The organism is Stenotrophomonas sp. YJH_SMC_36, assembly GCF_059369935.1.
In genome coordinates this window covers 365,935-386,773 of sequence record NZ_JCAFTD010000005.1, presented here as the reverse complement: position 1 = coordinate 386,773, position 20,839 = coordinate 365,935, and the positions used below count along the sequence as shown (strand labels likewise).

Sequence of the window (20,839 nt, the reverse complement as noted above, 5' to 3'; positions counted from 1 at the left end):
AACAATTAATAGTTGCTTGATCAAACGTCTGCAAGATGGACAGTCATCCTTCCTGCAGGCGCCTTCACAAGATACCTGCGCATACTTTCAAAGATCCGGGGAAGTGGCCTCAGCGCCGTTCCCGTGTGCTGCGAAGTTTCCCTCGTAGCGAGCCGCCCATTATAGCCGGCTTTTCCGCTTCGTCAACACCTTTTTCAAGGTCGCCGCACCGGGGTGGACGTTGTTGCCGGAGCTGCTTCGTCGTTGGCCCCAAGAGGCTTTCGTCGTTGCGAGCCGCCTATTATGACGGACTTTTCGAGTCCGTCAACACCTTCGTTCGATCATCTCGTCCGCCGGCGTGGCGTCGCTTCTGCGTGCTGCTTCCGGGGAAGCATCGCGCTGCAGCGAGGGAGCGAATTCTAGAGATCCTGCCGGATTCGTCAACCACTTTCTTTCAGGACAATGACAGCGCTGGCGCTTGTGCCGGCCGATGCGCGCACTCGATGTTCACTGCGGCGTTGCCCGCGCGTTGCGCGGGCAACGCCGCAGGCGCTATCAATGCAGGGATGCACACGGGAGAGCAGGCAATGAGTACGCAGGTGCGCCACGGATGGTGGCGGGATCTATCGATGCCGGCGATCGTTGCCGGCTTCATCACCGTACTGGTGGGTTTCGCCAGTTCGGCGGTGATCGTGTTCCAGGCCGCGCAGGCGGTCGGTGCCGATCAGGCCCATATCGCATCCTGGATGTGGGCGCTGGGACTGGGCATGGGCGTGACCTGCATCGGGCTGTCACTTCGCTATCGGGTACCGGTGGTCACCGCGTGGTCGACGCCCGGTGCCGCGATGCTGGTGGTGGGCGCCGGCGGCGCTTCGCTCTCCGAGGCGACAGGCGCGTTCCTGCTTGCTGCGGCATTGGCAATGCTGGCCGGCTTCTCCGGCATCTTCGCCAGGCTCATGCAACGTGTGCCGATGGCGCTGGCGGCGGGCATGCTGGCCGGTGTGCTGTTGCGCTTCGGCCTGGATGTGTTCGTCGCAATGGACAGCCAGAGGGTACTTGCCCTGGCGATGTTCGCGACCTGGCTGGCTGGCCGGCGCCTGTTCCCGCGTTACGCCGTGATCGCGACCCTGCTGGTTGGCATCGCGGTCGCAGCCAGCCGCGGTCTGCTGCACGCGCAGCAGCTGCAGTTGCAGCTGGCGGTCCCGCAGTGGGTGACCCCCTCCCTGTCGTGGACTGCCGTGGCAGGCATCGCCCTGCCCCTGTTCGTGGTGACCATGGCCTCGCAGAACATTCCCGGCGTCGCCGTGATGCGCGCCTCCGGCTACGACGCCCCGGTATCGCCGCTGATCGGCTGGATCGGCGTGGTCAACACGGTACTGGCCCCCTTCGGTGCCTATGCGCTGAACCTGGCCGCGATCACCGCAGCCATCTGCATGGGCCGCGATGCCCATGAGGATCCTGCCCGGCGCTACACCGCGGCGATGGCGGCAGGTGTGTTCTACATCGTCATCGGCCTGTTCGGCGCCACCGTGGCCGCACTGTTCGCCGCGTTCCCGCGGGAGCTGGTGGCCTGCGTGGCTGGCATCGCACTGTTCGGCACCATCGGCAACAGCCTCGCCAGCGCACTGGCGGTGGAGCGCGACCGCGAGGCGGCACTGGTCACCTTCCTGGTCACTGCGTCGGGGATGTCGCTGGCCGGTATCGGTTCCGCCTTCTGGGGGCTGGTCGCTGGCGCGCTGTGCCTGCTGGTCCTGCGGCCACGTGAGCCCCGCAGCTAGGCGCCGCCGAAGAGGTCCAACGCCTGCAGTGCGACGCTGAACACGATGCCCAGGCCCAGGGCCAGCCGGCTGACGCCGCTGCGCCGGTCGATATAGGCCTCGACGCGTGCGCCGTCACCCGCGCCGGCGGCTTCGGCGCGGGCGATCACCGCCCTGCAGCGGCGCAGATACAGCGCATTGGCCGCCAGTGACACTGCGATCTTCAAGGCCAACGTCAACCCCCATATCGCCGCGTCGTCCATTCCGGCCAGCACGATGGCGGCACCCCCCACCATGCTGATCAGGACGTAGGCCACCGCCATGCCGTACATACGCCGGTACAGCAGCCACTTGAAGTCGAACAGGAACGCGGCCCAGTTCCAGGGACGCGGCCAGCCCGGCGGATCCCGACGCAGCCGCCACAACTCGGCATAGACAGCGAAGTTGTCGGCCACCACGCGGGCGAGCCGTGGATGACGGTCATAGACCGCCATTGCGGCGTCCAGGCTCGACGGCGCATCGCCGGCAACCGGCGCAGCGTAGGGATTGCCATCCGTGGCGGGATGTCCACTCACAGTGGCGAGCTGGACAAGGTCTGTACCAGCACGTGGCGACCGGCCGGTGCGATGGTGATCACGTCGGGCCCGGCATTGGCCGCTTCCAGGCAGACGTAATCGCGCCAGCCGTCTCCCACGTCGGCCATCTTCGCTGCCGCTTCCGCGCCAGGATTCCAGGCCACCAGCGAGCGGCTGCCTTCGGTACGGATCGTGATGCGACGCTTCAGCACCGGATCGCGCAGGACGTAGTGGCCACCTGCCCCGGTATAGATGCGGTCACTGCGGCCCGGGTCGCGCGGATCGCGCAGGGACCACGGGCCCTGCTGGCGCCGCGCCTGTGCATAGTTCTCGAACTTGTCCAGATACTCCAGCCCGTCCACGCCATCGACTTCGACCTTGCTGGCATCGCCCACGCGGAAGTAGTTGTGCAGCGCCTGGGTGATCGTCACCGGCACGGTGCCGGGATTGTCGGTCACCAGCTGCTGCCGTAGTTCACGGCCGATGCGCAGGGTCATGGCCAGGCGCAGGGCGAGGTTGTCCAATGCAGGGGGAGCCAGTACGAGTTCGATGCTGCCGTCGTCCAGCCGGCGGGCCTCCTTCAGCTCCCACGGCAGGGTGCGCACGAAACCATGCGCGGGCACATCGTCGCCTTGCCCCTGTCGCCCGAAATACGGCCAGCACACCGGGCTGCCGCCGCGGATGGGGGTCGGCAATGCGGCACGGCGTGGCGAAAGCCACAGCAGATCGGGCTGCCCCTTGGGTACGAAGGAGAGCAGCTGGCCGCCGAACACACTGATGGCTGCGGTGGCCTGGGGGGTTTCCACCAGCCAGGCATCAAGCCCCTGGAACTGGCCACTGCGTACGCCCTGGATCTGTTGCACGTTGGATCGACTCCGTATGGCCGGCGACTGCACGGCACTGTAGTTGCTGGGAAGCGTGAAGCGGGTGGAGGCCACCGCAGGCGGCGCCGCGCTCTGCAGCGCGCGCAGGATGCGTTGGCCGGCTCGTCCATCGGCCGTGCTCCATCCCAGGCGGCGCTGTTCGGCCTGGATCGCCCGGCGGCTGGCTGTGCCGATCATGCCATCAGCGGTACCGATATCATGCCCCCGCGCCAGCAGCAGGGTCTGCAGCTGACGGCGCTCATCACGGCCCAGCCCGGGGTCATCGGTCGGCCAGGCGGTGGCCAGGCCGCTGCCGCCGCGCAGGCGATCAGCCAGCGTCGCGATCGCCAGCGCATAGCTTTCGGCGGCGTTGTAGCTGTAGATCGCATCGTAGTTGCGGAACACCAGCAGGGCCGGCCCCTTGATGCCGGCGGGCAGCAGCAGTGCCGCCCGCGCGCCGGCAGCCAGACCCGCCGGAGCCAGCGCGCTGCCGTCCAGCGCTGTCACGCCCTGCGTACGCCATTCAGCCAGTGACCGGCGTTGGGTACGGCCGGCCAGGCTGGTATTGAAGCCGTCGGCAACACGCACCTCCATGCCCCACGGTTCTCCCGTGCGCCAGCCGGCGCGCTTGAGGTAGTTGGCGGTGGACGCCAGTGCGTCGGGAATGCTGCCGACCAGGTCACGGCGACCGTCGCCATCGCCGTCGACGGCGATGCGTGCGTAGGTGCTGGGCATGAACTGCGTATGGCCGAACGCGCCGGCCCAGGACCCGGTCAGACCTTGAGCCTGCAGATCACCGCGATCGATCAGCGTGAGCAGGGCCAGCAGTTCGCCACGGAAGAACGCCTGCCGCCGGCCGGCGCAGGACAGCGTCGCCAGCGACTGCAGCAGCGGACGCTTGCCGAATACACGGCCATAGTCGCTCTCCACGCCCCAGACGGCGACGATGGTGACCGGATCGACGCCATACTGCGCGGCGATGCGATCAAGCAGGTCGCGGTGCTGCTGCAGCATGGCCCGTCCATCGTCGACGCGCTGGCGGTCCACCAGTGCAGCCAGGTAGTCCCAGATCGGGGTGGAGAATTCGGGCTGCGCATCCAGCAAGCCGAGCACGCTGGGATCAGGACGCAGGTCGGCGGTGATCGCACCGAAGCGGTCTGCGGCAATGCCCTGGGTAGCTGCCGTTGCCTGCAGCTGTGCCAGACACCGGGTGAACGCGGGATCGGGCGGGGTCAGGTCGGGCGCCGTTGACGGCGCGGCCAGTGCCGCGGCCAGGCCGAGTGCGGTCAGGGTGGGCATGGCGTCCTCCGTGTTGCCGGTGCTGACACCATACTAGAGGCTGAGCGACCGGCGATGCTGAAGCAGTTGCCGGCCGTTGGCCTCTCTAGAGCGTACGCAGCAGCCGCAGGCCGTAAGCTGGACTGTCAGCGTCCCAGCGCTGCGCAACCTGCAGGCCGGCCTGCCGCACCAGCGCATCAAAGCCGTCATCGGTGTACTTGTGGCTGTACTCGACGCGGATCGCCTCACCGGCCTCGAAGTGGAAGGTGCGGCCATCGAGGTGGACGTCCTGCGCCCGCTGGCTGACCAGATCGGTCTCGATGCGCAGACGTTCGGTGCTGTAACGGGCACGGTGGCGGAAGCCGTCCAGATCGAAGTCGCTGCCCACCTCACGGTTGAGGCGGACGAGCAGGTTGAGGGTGAATGCCGCAGTGATGCCTTCGGCGTCGTTGTAGGCGGCTTCGATCAGCGCGGGGTCCTTGTGCAGGTCGATGCCGATCAGGGCCAGGCCGTGGTCACCCATGGTCTGACGCATGGCCCGCAGCAGGGCGAGGGCGTCCTCGCCGGCGAAGTTGCCAAGCGTGGACCCCGGGAAGAACAGCAGGCGCCGCGCGGGCTCGCGCTCCGGTGCGGGCACGTCCACCGGCCGGGTGAAGTCAGCGCAGACCGGCAGCATTTCCACGTCGGGAAGCGCGGGAGCGAGGTGATCGATGCTCGACAGCAGCGCCGCCCGGGAGATCTCGATGGGGGTGTAGGCCACGGGATCCTGCAGCGCGGCCAGCAACAGCGCGGTCTTGCGACCACTGCCGCTGCCCAGCTCGACCACGTGCAGGCGCGGGCCCACCACGCGTGCGATATCCGGCAGCACCCGATTCAACAGGGCCAGCTCGGTGCGCGTGGGGTAGTACTCCGGCGTGTGGGTGATCTGTTCGAACAGGCGTGAACCGCGCGCATCATAGAAGTACTTCGACGGCAGCTGGCGCGCAGTGCGCGACAGTCCGGCCAGTGTGTCGGCGAGGATCTGCTCGCGGCTGGGCGTCAGATCGGTCAGCGCCTGCAGCGCATCCTGTACGGTGCTCACGGCAGATCCCTCGCCAGGCGCAGGCCGGAGAACTGCCAGCGCGCAGGTGGCATGAAGAAGTTACGGTAGCTGGCGCGCACATGCCCGCGCGGGGTGGCACAGCTGCCGCCGCGCAGGACCCACTGCCCGCACATGAACTTGCCGTTGTACTCACCCAGATTGCCGGCGAACGGACGGAATCCGGGGTACGCGCCATAGGCGCTGCCGGTCCATTCCCAGACGTCGCCGAACAGCTGCCGCAGTCCCCTGCCCTGTGCTGCAGCAGGATGCAGATGATCGTCCTCGGCGAAATGGCCGGCGATCGGCTGCGACGTCGCGGCGGCCTCCCACTCGAATTCGCTGGGCAGGCGCGCACCGGCCCAGCGGGCATACGCATCGGCTTCGTAGTAGCTGAGATGGCACACCGGCGCATGCGCGTCGAGGTCACGCCAGCCGCCGAGCGTGTATTCGCGCTGGAGGGCGTCATCCCAATAGAGTGGATGCTGCCAGTCCTCGCTTTCCCGCAGAGCCCAGCCCTCACTGAGCCACCAGCGCGGATCGCGGTAACCGCCGGCTTCGACGAAGTCCCGGTACTCCGCGTTGCAGACCGGTCGATCAGCCAGCATGTGGGCCGGCAACAGCACGCGATGCGGTGGCGATTCGTTGTCGTAGGCGAAGGTAGCGTGCTGTGGCCATGCCGGTGCGCCGACGGTGACGATGCGCTCGGGAGATTCGATCCAGCCCAGCGGACTGGCTGCGCTGACGGCGGCGCGCAGGTCCTGGCGGTAGGGCGGATGCAGCGGATTGCACCAGAGCGCGTGCTTGATGTCGGTCAGCAGCAGCTCCTGGTGCTGCTGCTCGTGCTGCAGGCCCAGCTGGAGATGCTGCAGGGCTTCATCGTCAAGATCACCATCGCGGAGACGCGTCAGGAGGTGTGCATCGACCTGCTGCCGGTAATCGAGTACCTGCTGAAGCGACGGGCGCGAGAGCAGGCCACGCTGCGGCCTGGCATGCGCCGGTCCAATACTCTTGTAGTAGCTGTTGAACAGGTAGTCCCACGCGGGGTCACATGCCGGTGCGCCAGATAGACCGGCCAGCACGAAGCGGTCGAAGAACCACGTGGTGTGCGCCAGATGCCATTTGCTCGGGCTGGCGTCCGCCATGCTCTGCAGCATCGCATCTTCGGCACTGAGCGGTTCGGCCAGCAGCACGCTGCGGGCGCGCGTCTGCGCATAGCGGTGGGCGAGTTCACGCTGCGGAGCAGCGACGGCGACGGTAGCGCTGTCCATGCAGCCAGCATCCAGCGGTGCGGGTGAGCGCAACGTCATGGCGTGACATCGCGCCGTTCACATCGATGCCGTCGCGTAACCGGTTCAGATCGCGTCGAGGTAGTACCAGCGTCCGTCGATGCGCTCGAACCGGCTGCGCTCGTTCATTTTCACCGCACTGCCGCCGCCCACCCGGTAGCGGGCGGTGAATCGCACTTCGGCATGGTCGGGCCCATTCACCTGGTGCTCGTGGACGGTCAGGCCAAGCCAGTGCGTCCGCTGGCCGGGCGCCTCGCCCAGTGTCAGTTCGGCGGGACGGGTGGCCGGATGCCAGGTGGCCCGCAGGTAGTCGGCCAGACCACGCACGTACGCGCTGTAGCGCGAGCGCATCAGGCGCTCGGCGTCCGGTGCGGGCTCGCCGGCATGGAAGCGGCCGCAGCAGTCGGCGTAGTCCGTGGCGAGGCCACAGGGGCAGGAATCGGCAGGGTTTCGGCTCATGGGGGTATTGTCGCTCGAGTCACGTCGGGCATCCATCGGCGATAGGCGTATGCTGTCGCGCCCCCACATTGAATGATCCCCGTGCTGGAACTGGTTCCCCCCGAGTTGTGGTGGCTGGTGGTGATCGCCTTCATTGCCGGCCTGGTCGATGCTGCCGTGGGTGGAGGGGGACTGGTACAGCTGCCCGGCCTGTTCACCGTGCTGCCCCAGCAGACGCCGGCGATGCTGTTCGGTACCAACAAGTTCAGTTCGATGTTCGGCACGGCGGCGGCGGCGTGGCGCTATGCACGCAACGTGCGGTTCCCCTGGAAGCCGGTACTGTTCGCCGCGGGCACGGCATTCGTGTTCTCGTTCGCCGGGGCTACGGCGGTGAGCCTGCTGCCCAAGGATGCCGTGCGGCCGCTGGTGCTGGTGCTGCTGGTGGCGATGCTGGCCTACACCCTGTGGAAGAAGGATTTCGGCGCGCTGCACCGGCCGCAGGAGATCGGCCGGCGCGAACTGACCATCGCGCTGGTGATCGGCGCTGCGATCGGCTTCTACGATGGATTCTTCGGCCCGGGCACCGGCAGCTTCCTGATCTTCCTGTTCGTGCGCTTCTTCGGCCTGGACTTCCTGCGTGCGTCGGCCGCATCGAAGGTCGTGAACCTGGCGACGAACATGGCGGCGATCTCGTTCTTCGTGCCGACCGGCAACATCCTGTGGTTGTTCGCGCTGCCGATGGCCACAGCCAACATCATCGGTTCGGTGGTCGGCACGCGGCTGGCACTGAAAGGCGGCACGCCGTTCATCCGCAAACTGTTCGTGGGCCTGGTGGTGGTGCTGATCGCGCGGATGGCGTGGGATACGTTCCGCGGTTCGTGAGGGACGTTATGAAATGGTAGGTGCCAACCTTGGTTGGCACGTTGTTTCAGGTCGCGAAGAGCAGCCGAGCATGGCTCGGCTCTACAGGTGGATTGCCCGAGGCGGTCAGGCTTCGGCTTCCTCCGGTTCATTGGCCTGCTGGCGGCTGCGCTCGGGCAGCTTCAGGCGCCTTCCTTCTTCGTCGTACTCGATCAGCAGCACGCCCGAATCGTGGCGGCCACTGATCTCGACGAAGCAAGCACCACCGATGAAAGGCTCCAGGGTCATCACCGACTTCAGCGGCGTGGCGACCACCATCTGGAAACCGAAGTTGTCGAAGATGTTCATCGCCAGCGCGGTGAACTCGTTGTCGGCCTTGTCGAAGGCCTCGTCGAGCACGACCGCCGCGTAACTGGGCAGCTGGCTGTCAGCGCCGCCGAGCTGGTAACGCAGCGCTGCGGCCAGGCAGGTGGTGGCGAGCTTCTGCCGCTGGCCACCGGACTTGCCGGCGCCGCTGCGGTAGATCTCGACCTGCTGGCGCGTTTCCGCATCGAGTTCGACGCCGATGAACTCCACGTGCATGCGCACGTCCAGGACCAGCTCGCGCCAGCGCTTGTCCTCACCTTCCTGCGAACCCAGGCGGTTGACCAGCTGGCGCAGCACGGTGAACTGTGACTCCGCCAGTTCACGCTGCTCGGTCTGCTGCTGCGACAGCACTTCGCGCAGCTGCAGCTGGAACTCCAGCACTTCCGGCAGCCGGCGGTCGCTCAATTCGATGGTCAGCAGGGTGCCCCGGTTGAACGGCACCTGCTCCAGGCTGGCGTTGACTTCGTCCAGGCGCTGGCCGATCGACTTGCGGGCCTCGGCGCTGTGGCGCTGCAGGGCCAGCAGGTTGTTCTTGCTCTGGTTCTGCAGCAGATCGAAGAAGCGTTCCTCATGCTGCGGCAGGCCATCGCGTTCGAGACGGTCGAGGCGGGCGAGGAAGTCCTCGGCCGACGCCACCGATGCGGTGAAGTCGCCGGATTCTTCCGGCCACTGCTGGATGAAGCGGCGGAAGCAGCCGACCAGCTGGTTTTCGATACGGTTGAGGTCCTGCTGCGAGGACGACAACTGTTCGTTCAGCGCGTTGCTGACCTGGCGCATGTGCGCTTCCAGCGTTTCCAGGCTGAGCGGGCCCTGTTGCTGCAACCGCTCTGCCAGGCCGCTCTCCTGCGCTTCGGCCAGCGTTGGCAGCACCAGCGCGCGGCTCTGCTGGCGCGCGCGGTCGAGGCGGTCACGTTCCCGGACCAGCTGGCCGCGCTCGACGCGGACATCCTCATAGGTGCGGCGGGCCTGCTCGATGTCGGCGCGCACGGCGTCGATCTGCTGTGCCAGCCTGGCCAGGTCGGCATTGCCTTCGCGCAGGTCGCGCAGGCTGGCTTCGATGTCGGTCAGGCGCTGCTGGGGCGCGGCGACGTCGATCTCGTTCCATTGGATACCCGCGAGCTCGTGGCAGGCCAGGCGGCGCTCGTTGTCACGATCGCGCTGGCCACGCAGGCTCGCGATGTCGGTCTCGCAGCTGGCGATGCGCTTGGCCAGTTCCTGCGCCTCGCGTTCGAACGCACCGACCTTGTCGTGATTGTTGAAACCGAGAATCCAGCGACGGCGGTCGCCCACGGCACTGCGGTCGTCCTTCTCGAAGCGGTCGCCCGGATGCTTGACCTGGCCTTCGCGGGTGATGCCGCGGTCGACGTTGCGCAGCTGCCTGGCATCCACGCACTCGTAGTCGAATCGCTTGCCCAGCTCACGCCGCAGCCAGCTCTCGAACACGTGGTCGCGCAGCTCCAGCTTGTGCAGCAGCGACTTCGCCGATGGTTCGCGGGCGAACGCCTCGTCGTTGCGGCGCACGCGGTAGTAGGTGAAGCGCATGCCGAGGTGGGTGCGGTTCACCCAGTCGGCAACCGCGTTGTAGTGCTTGTCGTCAACCAGCAGCGACAGCGCGAAGCCACCCAGCACGCGTTCGATCGCACCCTGCCAGCCCTGTTCCTCGGAGCGGACCTGGATCAGCTCGCCGACGAACGGCAACGCCACTTCGGAAATGCCGGTCTCTTCCGCCAACCGTGCACGCAGCTTCTGCATCGGCGCCGGGATGTTGGAGGGCGTGCGCTGCATCGCGTCAAGTTCGAGGCGTACTTCAGCGAAGCGACGCTCGTCATCGCGCTTGCCACCGAGGCGCTCGCTGATGGCATCGTCCAGCGAGGCCGAAGCGCGCTGGCGATCCTGCAGTTCGTTCTGCGCACGCTCGACCAGTTCGGCGAAGCCATGGGCATCGTCGGGCAGTTCGGCCTGCAGTTTCCGTGCGGCTTCCTGCGCCTGGTCGCGCTTGGCCTTGCGGCGATCGCGCTCGGCTTCGGCGCGGCCCTGCTCGCGCTCCAGCTCTTCGATGCGCTCGCCGCCCTGCTGACGCCGCTGCAGTTCCAGCTCGGCCAGGCGTTCGCTGTGGTTGTCCAGCGCAGCGCGGCGCTGCGCCTCTTCCCCGAGCAGGCCACGGTCACGCACGTCCATCTCGCGCAGGCGCGCTTCGATCAGCGCCTGACGGCGGCTCTCGCGGAAACTGTCGACGCCCAGCTTGAGCGCCTCGTCGTCACCGCGCTGCCGGTGCATTTCCTTCAGATCGGCGTAATAGGCGCGCGCCGGCAACAGCGTCTCCACCTGGCGACGGGCGGTGACCACCGCCTGATGGGCCCCGTCAAGCTCGGCGAAATCACTCACCAGGCGCTCGGCGGCGTCGAACGTCTTCGGCGTGTCGAGCATGAAGTCGCGCAGGAAGACGTTGAGATCACCCAGGTTCTTCGCTGATTGCGTCTTGTGCAGCAGGCGCAGCGCCATCTCGTTGTCGATGCCGAGCAGGTCGCGGAAGCGCTCGGCATAGCCGGAGAAGGTGTCGAAGTGGTGGACGTCGGCCAGCTTCTGCTTGAGCTTGCGCAGGTCCAGATCGAAGCCGCCCAGATCCTTGGCGATGTCGAACGGACGCTCGGCGATCATGTAGTGCTTGCGCACGTCGCCGGCCGAGGTGCCGTTGCCGGAGATCCACAACAGGCGCACCAGGCTGACCACGCGGCCGTCGCCGGCGCGGTACTCCAGCACCAGTGCGGTCCAGGTCGCACCCTTGCGCAGGTACTGCGTGGCAATCTCGCCGGTGCCACTGTCCTGCTGGTCAGCCCACGCGCCGCGCACGTAGGACACCAGGTTGCGGTCGCGGCCACTGCGCTCGGCTTCGCGTGCGGCCGCGTTGAAGTCGACGATGGCCGGCGGCGTCAGCAGCGCGGACATGGCATCGAGCAGGGTCGACTTGCCCGAGCCGGAACGGCCGACGAACAGGAAGCCACGCTCGGCGATCGGTACTTCGGTCAGGCCGTTGAAGGTGCCCCAGTTGTGCACCTGCAGGCGGCGCATGCGGAACTGCTGCAGGCGCGGGTCCGGCAGGCCTTCATTGAACAGGGCGGGGGTGTGCTTGGAAATGGCCATGCGGTGTTCGGGTCTCTCAGGCTTCGGCGGCCGGGGTTTCGCGCAGCTGGCGGTACACTGCCGAAAGCTGGGACACGTCTTCGGCGGAGAACAGCAGCTTCAGCGCCGGCGAGACTTCGTGGCGGTCGTCCTGGCCGCTCAGACGGGTCAGGATGTGGTTGTCCTTCATCTTCTGCACGGCCGATGCAACGCGGCGATTGAAGCCGGCGCGGTCGGTGGACAGGTTCTTCTCATAGATGGCCAGTGCTTCGGCCATCTCGGCGTCGGCGACCACCGCGCGGTTGCCGCGCGCGTCGGCCTCAGCCAGCTGCTGGCGCAGGAACAACAACAGCACCGAGTCAATGAAGGTCAGCGGCGAGGTCCGCAGCAGTACCGGTGCATCGACGTCTTCGGTGTCGGCCTGGCGGGTGAATGCCACACCGCTTTCGCGGTCGAGCACCAGTTCCAGGAACAGGTCGGACAGCGCTGAACGGATGCCCGCCTCGCTGCGGACCAGTGCCGGCCACAGCTTGGCGTGGCGCAGCTGGTCGATGCTGGGACCGATCAGCAGCTGGCACAGCGCGCGCCGGGCATCCAGCGGCAGGCGGCCGGTATCACCCAGGTAGTACACGCTGTTGCCGCGCCGTGGCTGCGCTTCGAGCATCGCCGGCTCGGCCTCGTAGGCGTCCTCGGCCTGGTCGGCAGACGGTGCTTCGATGGGGTCTTCATGCCAGCTCATGGCGTCTCTCCTGGGTGAACCAAACCAGCGGGATGCGTGCGCGGCGCAGTTGGCCGTCGCCGCCACGCCATTCGGCGAGCTCCTGTTCGCCAGCGACCACGCTGCCGAAGCGCGTGCCCAGCGACAGGTAGCCGATGACGCTGCCCAGGCCCTGCGGCGCTTCGCGCTGCGACAGCGCCTGGGCGATGCTGAGCCGCGGCTGTGCATCGAGCAGGTCGTGCAGGTCGCGGCGCAGGGTGCGGAAATCGATTTCGGACGAGGCCACCAGATCACCGACGCTCTCCAGGCTGATGCTGGCCGCGTCGTTGTACTCGACATTGCCATCGACCTGGGCGCTGCGGGGGTCGTGCAGCTTCCACTGCGACCACGAACGCAGCCGGCTGGTCGTCAACTGCAGGTCACGACCGATCGTGCGCTGGGCCGGGAACTCGTCGCGCAGGGCCAGCGCTTCGGACTGGGCCTGCTTCAGCAGCTGATTGAGGCGACGCTGTTCAAGATAGCCGCGGCTCTGCACGAAGCCACGCAGGCTGCGCGCGAAATTCTGCAGGACATCGTGTACCTGGCCGCCGCGTTCAAGCATGGTGCTGGTGAAGCTGCGCAGGAAGTTGCGCTCGTTGCGATCCAGGCGGCGTGCAAAGCCGCGTGCCAGCACGGCTTCCAGCGCGGCATCGAGCTGCGCGCTCTGCTCGGCATCATTGAGCAGGCGCCAGAATGCCTGGAAGCTGCGGCCGGCATCGCTTTCGCCGATCACGTCCACGCCCTCGAACAGCTGCGACAGCACATCGCCACGTTCGCCTTCGTCATCGATGATGCGCTCGCGGAACTCGCGGTTGAGCTGCTCGAAGCCGTCGCGCACCCGGCGGAAGTCTTCGGTCAGCTCGTCGGCGAGACCGATGATCTGGCGGGCGCGCTCCAGTGCACGCTTGCCGTCCAGGGCGACCACACGACCGGCGCTGACCCGCGCGATCTCGGCGTCGATGCGGTCGCGCTCGTCGCGCAGCGCAGACAGGCGTGCGTCGGGGTCGGATTCGGTCTGTGCAGCCAGCTGCGAGAGCTGTTCGATGACCAGTGCCAGGCGGCTCTCGGTGGCAGCCACGCGCGCCTGCTCGAGGCTGTCGGCGAAGCGGATCGCCTGCAGGGCCTGGGTCGACAGTTCGTACTGCTCCTGGTCGGCACCCTCGGGCAACCGCCGCTCCAGCCAGCCCTGGGACAGCCAGTGTGCGATGTAGGCCTGCGCCGTGCGCGGCAGGTCACGGGCCAGTTCGTCCCCATTGAGCTGGTCCAGCGCGCGCTGCAGGCGCTCGTTGAGCACCGAGGACGGCAAGGTGCGTTCGCCGTCCATCAGCAGGCTCTGCAGCAGACCGATGATTTCGGGCGCGTGGTCGGCGGCAAGCAGCTTCCATTGGGGCTGTTCGCGCAGGTGGCGGTAGCGGGAGATGCGTTCGCGATGCTTCATGCAGCGAGAGGATTGGGAAAGACAGGCGGCTGCGGGCAGCCACGCACGGCCGTCGCGGGGACAGCCGTGGGCAGGCCGGCCACCATGGGCCGGCGATACGCGGAGAAGCGGCTCAGCGCTTGCCGCCCACTTCGATGAAGCGCAGGAACTCGGCGCGGGTGCGCGCATCGTCGCGGAAGCTGCCGAGCATCTTGGAGGTGACCATGCTGACCCCACGCTTGTGGATGCCGCGGGTGGTCATGCACTCGTGGGCTCCTTCGACGACCACGCCGACGCCGATCGGCTGCAGCACATCCTGGATGCACTGGGCGATCTGCGCGGTCATCTTTTCCTGCACCTGGAAACGGCGGGCATAGGCCTCGACGACGCGCGCCAGCTTGCTGATGCCCACCACCTTGCCGGCCGGCAGGTAGCCGACATGCACGCGGCCGATGATCGGCGCCATGTGGTGCTCGCAGTGGCTCTCGTACTCGATGTCACGCAGGACGATCAGTTCGTCGTAACCGGCGACTTCCTCGAAGGTCCGCTCCATGTAGGCGCGCGGGTCATCGCGGTAACCGCTGAACCAGTCGCCATAGGCTTCGGCGACGCGGCGGGGGGTGTCCAGAAGGCCTTCGCGGGACGGGTCCTCTCCGGCCCAGCGCAGCAGGGTGCGCACGGCATCCTCGGCCTGGTCCTGGGTCACGTCGCCCTGCGGGGCGGCCTTTTCGTTGTTCTTGCTCATTGCGTACAGCGTCCCGAACGGGGGGCGAGCATCGTACCTGACCGGGGGGGGGGTCGTCCCGTGGGGATGGTTCATCGGGGGTTCTTCCGGCGCCTCGTGGCTGCTGAGCGAGAGGGGGAAGGGGCAGGCCGGGCAGGACACGCCGCAAGTACGTCCCTGTAGGCTCGGCCACGGCATCCATGCCGTGGACGGTCCTGCCCGGCCTGCCCCTCCCCCCTCTCCGACAGTTTCCTGCTGGCGCGGCCGCCCCCCCCGAAAGCGGTGTCAAAAGCGGGGGTTCATGGCTTCGGAAGCCGCGCGCCGCTGCCCTGGTGGGTGCGGACCGTTGGTCCGCACTGCTTCTGCTCTTGCCTTTAAGGAGCCAACCCACCGCGTTCGCGGGATGTGGGGCGGGTGGCGGAGGACCGGGGGTGGGTCGTCCTGTGGGGACGGTTCATCGCGCGCCGGCAGGCGGGGTCGCAGGCCGACGCTCATGACCCCGGAACGTGCTGCGGTAGCGCCGGACCATGCCCGGCGAGCGGCATGGTGCCCCGTCCACAGAGCCCGCCGGGCACGGCCCGGCGCTACCGCAATGGGGCGCCCATTCAGCAAATACTATTGATAGGAATGAAATTAGTAGTATCCTATCTATCTATGGACCGCCCCCTCGACGAGCGCACCGTGCTGCAGATGCAGCTCAGCTCCGGCCTGCTGTATGCAGGGCGGCAGTGGCAGCGCCTGGCCGACAGCCGGCTGGGCAGCTACGGGATCTCCACCGCCTGCACCATGCCCCTGCTGATGATCGGCCGCTCCGGCGGCGGCATCCGCCAGGTCGCCCTGGCCCAGCAGCTGGGCATGGAGGGGCCTTCGCTGGTACGCCTGCTGGACAAGCTCTGTGCCAGCGACCTGGTCCGCCGTGAAAGTGATGCAAGCGACCGTCGCGCCAACCTGCTGTGGCTGACCGAGGCCGGCCAGGCGCTGGTGCAGGAACTTGAAGATCAGTTGATCGACCTGCGTCAGGACGTGTTCGGCGCGCTTTCCATGGATGAACTGCACGCCGTGCTGAAGGCATGGCGCCTGCTGGCCGAGGCCGCCGACCGCATCACGTGAGACCGATGTCCCCGGATGCCGCCGCTGCCGTTGCCACGCCAGCGGCAGTCACCCGTTGTTGTTGTGCCGTTGTTCCTCCCCTCCCCCATCTGCCCTGCCCTACCGATGCCTGGTGAATTCAGTCTCCACGGAGTGTTCGTCCCGACCCTGCTCGGGTTGATGCTGCTGGCCTATCTGCTCAACAGCGGTCTGCACGCGCTGCTGCAACGCGCCGGTGCCTACCGCCATGTCTGGCACCCGGCGCTGTTCAACCTGGCGCTGTACGGGATCGTGCTGGGCCTGCTTTTCCACCTTCTGCGCTGGATGCAATCGTGAACAAGATCGTGAAGAAGTCCCTGCCGGTGCTGCTCACCGGTGCCGCCGTGATCGTCGCGCTGCTGGTGCTGCGCCAGCTGTGGGTCTATTACATGGACGAGCCCTGGACCCGTGACGCCCATGTCGGCGCGGACGTGGTGCAGATGGCGCCGGATGTGTCCGGCCTGGTGGAGACGGTGAACGTCGCCGACAACCAGGCGGTGAAGAAGGGCGACCTGCTGTTCGTGGTCGACCGTGCGCGCTACCGCATCGCACTGGAGCAGGCACAGGCCAGCCTGGCCGAGCGCCAGGCGTCGGTGGCCCAGCTGAAGCGCGAGATCGGTCGTGATCGCAGCCTGCAGGACCTCGTCGCTGCCGAGGACGCCGAAGTGCGCCGGGCCAAGCTGCAGGCCGCACAGGCCGCGCTGGCCACGGCACAGGCCGCAGTCGATCTGGCCGAACTCAATCTGGGCCGCACCGAAGTGCGCGCACCGGCAGACGGCCGGGTCAACGACCGTACGCTGCGCGTCGGAGACTACGTGGTGGCCGGCAAACCGGTACTGGCGTTGCTGGATACCGGCTCATTCCGCATCGATGGCTATTTCGAGGAGACCCGCCTGCAGGGTGTGGTGCCCGGGCAGCGCGTGGACATCCGCCTGATGGGTGAATCCAGGCCATTGCAGGGACATGTGGAAAGCATCGCCGCCGGCATCGAGGACCGCTACCGCAGCAACGGCAGCAGCCTGTTGCCGAACGTCACACCCGCATTCGACTGGGTGCGGCTGGCGCAGCGCATTCCCGTGCGGATTGCCATCGATGATCTTCCCGCGGGTGTTGAGTTGATCGCCGGCCGCACCGCCACCGTGACGGTGGATACCGGCCGCCGCGCGGATGACAGCAAGGCCGGCCCCACGCCGACGCGGGGCCGCCTGTGAATACCGCACTGTCCCGCCTCGGCCTGATCGTCGCACTGGCCAGCCTGGCCGCGTGCAGGACCGTTGGTCCCGACTATGCACTACCGGAAGGCTCGGCATTCAAGCGCCCGGAGGCGAATGCGGCGTTCATCGATACGCAGAACCCGCAGATCGCCGCCAACCAGCCGCTGCCGGCGCGCTGGTGGTCGCTGTACGACGATCCGGTGCTGGACGGCCTGATCAGCCAGGCGCTGCGCGACAACGTTGAGTTGAAAGCCGCTGATGCCCACCTGCGCCGCGCGGCGGCCGTGTACGAACAGGCACTGGACGCCGGTGGCTTCGAGTACGAGGCCGAGGCCGGCGTCAGCCGCGCGCAGTTGTCGGCCGAATCGTTCCTGCAGGAACACGAACTGCCGGTGATCAACCTGGCCGATGGCAAGTTCGCGGTCAGCTATCAGTTCGATCTGTTCGGCAAGCTCAAGCGCGGTGCGGAAGCGGCGCGGGCCGACGAGCAGGCAGTCGCTGCGGCGCGCGACCTGGCCCAGGTCAGCGTTGTCGCACAGGTGGCCGACAGCTATCTGGAGATCTGCCACGCCAATCACGAACTGCACGTGGCCGAGCATTCGCTGCAGCTGCAGCAGCGCGGCCGCTCGGTGACCGAGCGGTTGATCGCGGCCGGCCGCGGCACGCCGCCGGAACTGGCCCGTGCCAATGCCCAGGTCGCCCTGCTGGAGGCCGCGTTGCCGCCGTTGCGCGCGCAGCGCTCGGCGGCGGCATACTCCCTGGCCGCCCTGCTCGGCCAGACCCCCGGCCAGTTGCCGACCGGGGTGATCGACTGCGCACAGGCACCGTCGCTGACGCAACCGCTGCCGGTCGGAGATGGCCGTGCGCTGCTGCAGCGTCGTCCGGATGTGCGCCAGGCCGAACGCAGGCTGGCCGCGGCCACCGCGCGCATTGGCGTGGCTACCGCCGAACTCTATCCGGACATCCGTCTGGGGGCTTCGATCGGCGCCGCCGGCCTGCTGGAAGATTTCGGCCAGCCCATGACCCAGCAGTGGTCGATCGGGCCGCTGATCTCGTGGACGCTGCCGTCATCGGGCAGCCATGCACGCATCCACGCTGCCGAAGCGGGCGCCGATGCGGCGCTGGCCGAGTTCGACCACACCGTGCTGCAGGCACTGCGTGAGACGCAGACCGCTCTGGACCGCTACGCACAGGACCTGCGCCGACTGCAGTCGCTGCGCATCGCCCAGGAACAGGCCGCGCTGGCAGCCGAGCAGAACCGCCGGCTTTACCAGGGTGGGCGGACACCGTACCTGGCCAGCCTGGACGCCGACCGCAGCCTGGCCACCAGCGATGCCACACTGGCCGCGGCCGAAGCACAGGTCTCGCGCGATCAGATCCACCTGTTCCTGGTGCTCGGCGGTGGCTGGCAGGCGACGGCCGCCCCACGGGCCACGGCGAACTAAGTGATGAACGCCGTGACCGATCGCCAGGCGTGGCTGTTCTCGATCAAGACCTACCTGGCCGCGATCGCCGCCCTGTACATCGCCATGGCCGGCAACCTGTCGCGCCCGTACTGGGCGATGGGTACGGTCTACATCGTCAGCCAGCCGCTGCTGGGACCAACCCGCGCCAAGGGCGTATACCGCATCGTCGGCACCCTGGTGGCCGGCCTGGCCACACTGCTGGTGCTGCCCGCGCTGGTGGAAACCCCACTGCTGCTGAGCGCGGCGATGTCGTTCTGGCTGGCCGGCTGCCTGTTCCTGGCCCTGCTCAACCGCGGCCCGCGCGGCTATGCCTTCCTGCTCGCCGGCTATACGACCGCCTTCATCGGCTTCCCCGCCGTGACCTCGCCGGAGACGATCTTCGACACGGTCGTGGCACGCAGCGAGGAGATCATCCTCGGCACGGTGGTGGCGGTGCTGTTCGCCTCGCTGCTGTTCCCGGCTTCGGTGCGGCCGATGCTGCGCGCACGCATCGGCACCTGGATGGAGGATGCGGCGCAGTGGTGCCGGCAGATCCTGGAGCGAGGCCGCGCGCATGCACCGCGCAACCGCCTGGCCGCCGATCTGGTGCAGTTCGAGGCATTGATCGAGTTCCTGCGCCGCGATGATCCGCGCCACACCGGCGCGGCGGTCTCCATGGAGCGGCTGCGCGAGCGCATGCTGTTGCTGTTGCCGGTGCTTTCCTCCATTGCCGATCGCCTGAGTGCGCTGCGAAGCAATGGCCAGTCGCTGCCCGATGGGCTGCCGGCAGTGATCGACGACATTCACGAATGGCTGCAGCAACCGGCCAGTGCCAGTGATTACGCCCGCCTGCGTGCGCGCATCAGCGCAGTGAAGCCGCAGGTGGACCGCGACCTGCAGCACCTGCAGCTGGCCAGCCTGCTGCTGCGGCTGGAAGAGCTGGTAGACCTGTGGCAGGACTGCCGCACGCTGCAGCAGGCGATCGACCACGGCAACGCGCCGCTGGACCGCGCGCACTATCGCATCCGCACCGACCGGGTCGCGGCCGACAGGCACGTCGACTACGGCATGGCGCTGTTCTCGGCGCTCAGCGCCGGCGTGGCGCTGATGGGCTATTGCGTGCTGTGGATCGCGCTGGGCTGGGAAGGCGGTGGCAACGGCGCGATGATGGCTGCGGTGACGGCGGCCTTCTTCGCGGCACAGGATGATCCGGCACCGAGCATGGTCTCGTTCCTGGTGTGGGCGATGGTGGCTTCGCTGGTCGCAGGCGTGTACCTGTTCGGTGTATTCCCCGCCGTTCACGACTTCGGACTGCTGGCACTGGTGCTGGCGGTGGCGTTCCTGCCGCTGGGCCTGCTGCTGCACCACCCCAAGAGTGCGTTGTTTGCGCTGCCGCTGACGGTCAATCTGGCCGCGCTGCTCAGCCTGCAGAACACCTACAGCGCCAACATCCAGACGTTCGTGAACTCGTCAGTGGCGATGTTCATCGGCATCGGCTTTGCGGTGGTGATGACCCGCCTGTTCCGCTCGGTAGGTGCCGAATGGACCGCGCGGCGGCTGGTCCGGCAAGGCTGGACCACCCTGGCGGAAGCGGCCGAAGGCCGCGGACAGCAGGACCGGCAGCGCTTCGCCGCGCGCATGCTCGACCTGCTCGGGCTGCTGGCCCCCCGGCTGGCGGCGACGCCGGAAGGCAGCGACATCGCGTCGGTGGACATGCTCAATGAAGCCCGCATCGGCCTGAACATCCTGCAGCTGCGGCGTGCCCGGCTGGAACTGCCCGACCGCAGCCGCGAGGCCGTTGAGCAGATCCTGCAGGAGATTGCCGCGCACTATCGGCGCCAGGTCGCGGCACGCCGGCCGATCACCGCCGATCAGACGCTGCGCGAGCGGTTGGATGCCTCGCTGGGGCGGGTCGGCAGCGTGGCGGCCTGCAAGGCACGCGACGAGGCGTTGATGGGCCTGGTGGGCCTGCGCTTCGCCCTGTTCCCAGAGGCGAAAGCGTTGGCGCCGGGGCTGGCGGATGCTGAATCGCCGTCCATGTGATGCGATCCGCCGGGCATGGCCCGGCGCTACCATCGCTACCCCGTAGCGCCGGGCCATGCCCGGCGGCCTTTCGCCCCGACAACAGGACGGTTCAATGAGTTACGACATGATGGTGTTCGAGGCCAGCGTCGCCCCGCGTGAGGCGGCAGCGTTCATCGCCTGGTTCGAGAAGCAGACCGCCTGGGGCGAGAACCACGAGTACGACGATCCGGTGGTCAGCAGTCCGGCGTTGCAGGGCTGGTTCGCCGCGATGGCACAGGAGTTCCCGCCCTTGAATGGTCCGCTGAGCAACGATGAGGACGATCGCGCCGAGGTCACCGACTACAGCATCGGCCGCCACGTCATCTACGGTGCGTTTGCCTACTCCGTGGCCGAGCGTGCGCATGGCCGGGTACAGGACCTTGCGGAGGAGCACGGGGTGGGCTTCTTTGATGTCAGTGCCGATGAAGCGGCCATCGTGTTCCCCGATGGCCTGGTGCTGATCGCGGAATGACGCCGGGTCGGATC

At 67.6% G+C, this 20,839-nt stretch carries 17 protein-coding genes; 8 read left to right on the top strand and 9 right to left on the bottom strand.

What is annotated here, in order from left to right; genetic code table 11:
* Window positions 1-566 precede the first annotated feature (566 nt).
* Window positions 567-1,757: a benzoate/H(+) symporter BenE family transporter gene (locus AC5P76_RS12110; protein ID WP_128987795.1), complete on the top strand. Its 1,191-nt coding sequence runs from the start codon at window positions 567-569 to the stop codon at window positions 1,755-1,757.
* Here the strand turns inward: AC5P76_RS12110 and AC5P76_RS12105 are convergent.
* The 5 genes from AC5P76_RS12105 to AC5P76_RS12085 all read right to left on the bottom strand — a co-directional run bounded on the left by AC5P76_RS12105 (window position 1,754) and on the right by AC5P76_RS12085 (window position 7,278).
* Window positions 1,754-2,311: a DUF2628 domain-containing protein gene (locus AC5P76_RS12105; RefSeq protein ID WP_128987796.1), complete on the bottom strand. Its 558-nt coding sequence runs from the start codon at window positions 2,309-2,311 to the stop codon at window positions 1,754-1,756. The two genes, AC5P76_RS12110 and AC5P76_RS12105, sit on opposite strands and share 4 nt — an antisense overlap.
* Window positions 2,308-4,473 (bottom strand): lytic murein transglycosylase, encoded by a 2,166-nt coding sequence (locus AC5P76_RS12100; protein WP_253118423.1) that lies wholly within the window; start codon window positions 4,471-4,473, stop codon window positions 2,308-2,310. The genes AC5P76_RS12105 and AC5P76_RS12100 overlap by 4 nt, the downstream gene beginning before the upstream one ends.
* Window positions 4,474-4,558: 85 nt before the next feature.
* The gene (egtD, locus tag AC5P76_RS12095; protein ID WP_053520052.1) at window positions 4,559-5,533 is read right to left on the bottom strand and encodes an L-histidine N(alpha)-methyltransferase; all 975 of its coding nucleotides are present in this window, start codon (window positions 5,531-5,533) and stop codon (window positions 4,559-4,561) included.
* Window positions 5,530-6,801, bottom strand: coding sequence for an ergothioneine biosynthesis protein EgtB (egtB, locus tag AC5P76_RS12090; RefSeq protein WP_128987799.1), 1,272 nt, complete (start codon window positions 6,799-6,801; stop codon window positions 5,530-5,532). The genes egtD and egtB overlap by 4 nt, the downstream gene beginning before the upstream one ends.
* Window positions 6,802-6,885: 84 nt before the next feature.
* Window positions 6,886-7,278 (bottom strand): YchJ family metal-binding protein, encoded by a 393-nt coding sequence (locus AC5P76_RS12085; protein ID WP_253118422.1) that lies wholly within the window; start codon window positions 7,276-7,278, stop codon window positions 6,886-6,888.
* Between the two features lie 81 nt (window positions 7,279-7,359).
* On the opposite strand from AC5P76_RS12085, the gene AC5P76_RS12080 reads away from it, so the two are divergent.
* Window positions 7,360-8,139, top strand: coding sequence for a sulfite exporter TauE/SafE family protein (locus AC5P76_RS12080; protein ID WP_053520049.1), 780 nt, complete (start codon window positions 7,360-7,362; stop codon window positions 8,137-8,139).
* A 105-nt stretch (window positions 8,140-8,244) separates the two neighbouring features.
* Here AC5P76_RS12080 and AC5P76_RS12075 read toward each other — a convergent pair whose 3' ends face one another.
* The 4 genes from AC5P76_RS12075 to folE form a co-directional block, all read right to left on the bottom strand.
* Window positions 8,245-11,625 (bottom strand): ATP-binding protein, encoded by a 3,381-nt coding sequence (locus AC5P76_RS12075; protein ID WP_065176260.1) that lies wholly within the window; start codon window positions 11,623-11,625, stop codon window positions 8,245-8,247.
* 16 nt (window positions 11,626-11,641) lie between these two features.
* A complete protein-coding gene (locus AC5P76_RS12070) occupies window positions 11,642-12,343 on the bottom strand; it encodes a DUF4194 domain-containing protein (protein ID WP_053520047.1) in 702 nt (233 codons plus the stop codon).
* Window positions 12,330-13,799, bottom strand: a complete 1,470-nt coding sequence (locus tag AC5P76_RS12065) for a DUF3375 domain-containing protein (protein ID WP_053520046.1) — start codon at window positions 13,797-13,799, stop codon at window positions 12,330-12,332. Before AC5P76_RS12065 ends, AC5P76_RS12070 begins: the two co-directional genes overlap by 14 nt.
* Before the next feature lie 112 nt (window positions 13,800-13,911).
* Entirely contained in the window at window positions 13,912-14,523 is a 612-nt protein-coding gene (folE, locus tag AC5P76_RS12060) for a GTP cyclohydrolase I FolE (RefSeq protein WP_004141296.1), read from the bottom strand.
* Window positions 14,524-15,156: 633 nt separating this feature from the next.
* Here folE and AC5P76_RS12055 point away from each other — a divergent pair.
* The 6 genes from AC5P76_RS12055 (at window position 15,157) to AC5P76_RS12030 (ending at window position 20,825) form a co-directional block, all read left to right on the top strand.
* Window positions 15,157-15,612: a MarR family winged helix-turn-helix transcriptional regulator gene (locus AC5P76_RS12055; protein WP_065174050.1), complete on the top strand. Its 456-nt coding sequence runs from the start codon at window positions 15,157-15,159 to the stop codon at window positions 15,610-15,612.
* 105 nt (window positions 15,613-15,717) lie between these two features.
* Entirely contained in the window at window positions 15,718-15,927 is a 210-nt protein-coding gene (locus AC5P76_RS12050) for a DUF1656 domain-containing protein (protein ID WP_053517257.1), read from the top strand.
* Window positions 15,924-16,841, top strand: a complete 918-nt coding sequence (locus AC5P76_RS12045; RefSeq protein ID WP_053517256.1) for an efflux RND transporter periplasmic adaptor subunit — start codon at window positions 15,924-15,926, stop codon at window positions 16,839-16,841. The genes AC5P76_RS12050 and AC5P76_RS12045 overlap by 4 nt, the downstream gene beginning before the upstream one ends.
* Window positions 16,838-18,289, top strand: coding sequence for an efflux transporter outer membrane subunit (locus AC5P76_RS12040; RefSeq protein ID WP_164151435.1), 1,452 nt, complete (start codon window positions 16,838-16,840; stop codon window positions 18,287-18,289). The genes AC5P76_RS12045 and AC5P76_RS12040 overlap by 4 nt, the downstream gene beginning before the upstream one ends.
* Before the next feature lie 3 nt (window positions 18,290-18,292).
* Entirely contained in the window at window positions 18,293-20,332 is a 2,040-nt protein-coding gene (locus tag AC5P76_RS12035) for an FUSC family protein (protein ID WP_253118421.1), read from the top strand.
* A 94-nt stretch (window positions 20,333-20,426) separates the two neighbouring features.
* Window positions 20,427-20,825: a hypothetical protein gene (locus tag AC5P76_RS12030; RefSeq protein ID WP_053517252.1), complete on the top strand. Its 399-nt coding sequence runs from the start codon at window positions 20,427-20,429 to the stop codon at window positions 20,823-20,825.
* The last annotated feature ends 14 nt before the right edge of the window (window positions 20,826-20,839 follow it).

Bases quoted from the DNA above. Each gene is read 5' to 3' on its own strand.
- AC5P76_RS12110 (WP_128987795.1), top strand. From the start codon at position 567: ATGAGTACGCAGGTGCGCCACGGATGGTGGCGGGATCTATCGATGCCG.
- AC5P76_RS12100 (WP_253118423.1), bottom strand. From the start codon at position 4,473: ATGCCCACCCTGACCGCACTCGGCCTGGCCGCGGCACTGGCCGCGCCG.
- egtB (WP_128987799.1), bottom strand. From the start codon at position 6,801: ATGGACAGCGCTACCGTCGCCGTCGCTGCTCCGCAGCGTGAACTCGCC.
- AC5P76_RS12085 (WP_253118422.1), bottom strand. From the start codon at position 7,278: ATGAGCCGAAACCCTGCCGATTCCTGCCCCTGTGGCCTCGCCACGGAC.
- AC5P76_RS12075 (WP_065176260.1), bottom strand. From the start codon at position 11,625: ATGGCCATTTCCAAGCACACCCCCGCCCTGTTCAATGAAGGCCTGCCG.
- AC5P76_RS12070 (WP_053520047.1), bottom strand. From the start codon at position 12,343: ATGAGCTGGCATGAAGACCCCATCGAAGCACCGTCTGCCGACCAGGCC.
- AC5P76_RS12065 (WP_053520046.1), bottom strand. From the start codon at position 13,799: ATGAAGCATCGCGAACGCATCTCCCGCTACCGCCACCTGCGCGAACAG.
- folE (WP_004141296.1), bottom strand. From the start codon at position 14,523: ATGAGCAAGAACAACGAAAAGGCCGCCCCGCAGGGCGACGTGACCCAG.
- AC5P76_RS12055 (WP_065174050.1), top strand. From the start codon at position 15,157: ATGGACCGCCCCCTCGACGAGCGCACCGTGCTGCAGATGCAGCTCAGC.
- AC5P76_RS12050 (WP_053517257.1), top strand. From the start codon at position 15,718: ATGCCTGGTGAATTCAGTCTCCACGGAGTGTTCGTCCCGACCCTGCTC.
- AC5P76_RS12035 (WP_253118421.1), top strand. From the start codon at position 18,293: ATGAACGCCGTGACCGATCGCCAGGCGTGGCTGTTCTCGATCAAGACC.
- AC5P76_RS12030 (WP_053517252.1), top strand. From the start codon at position 20,427: ATGAGTTACGACATGATGGTGTTCGAGGCCAGCGTCGCCCCGCGTGAG.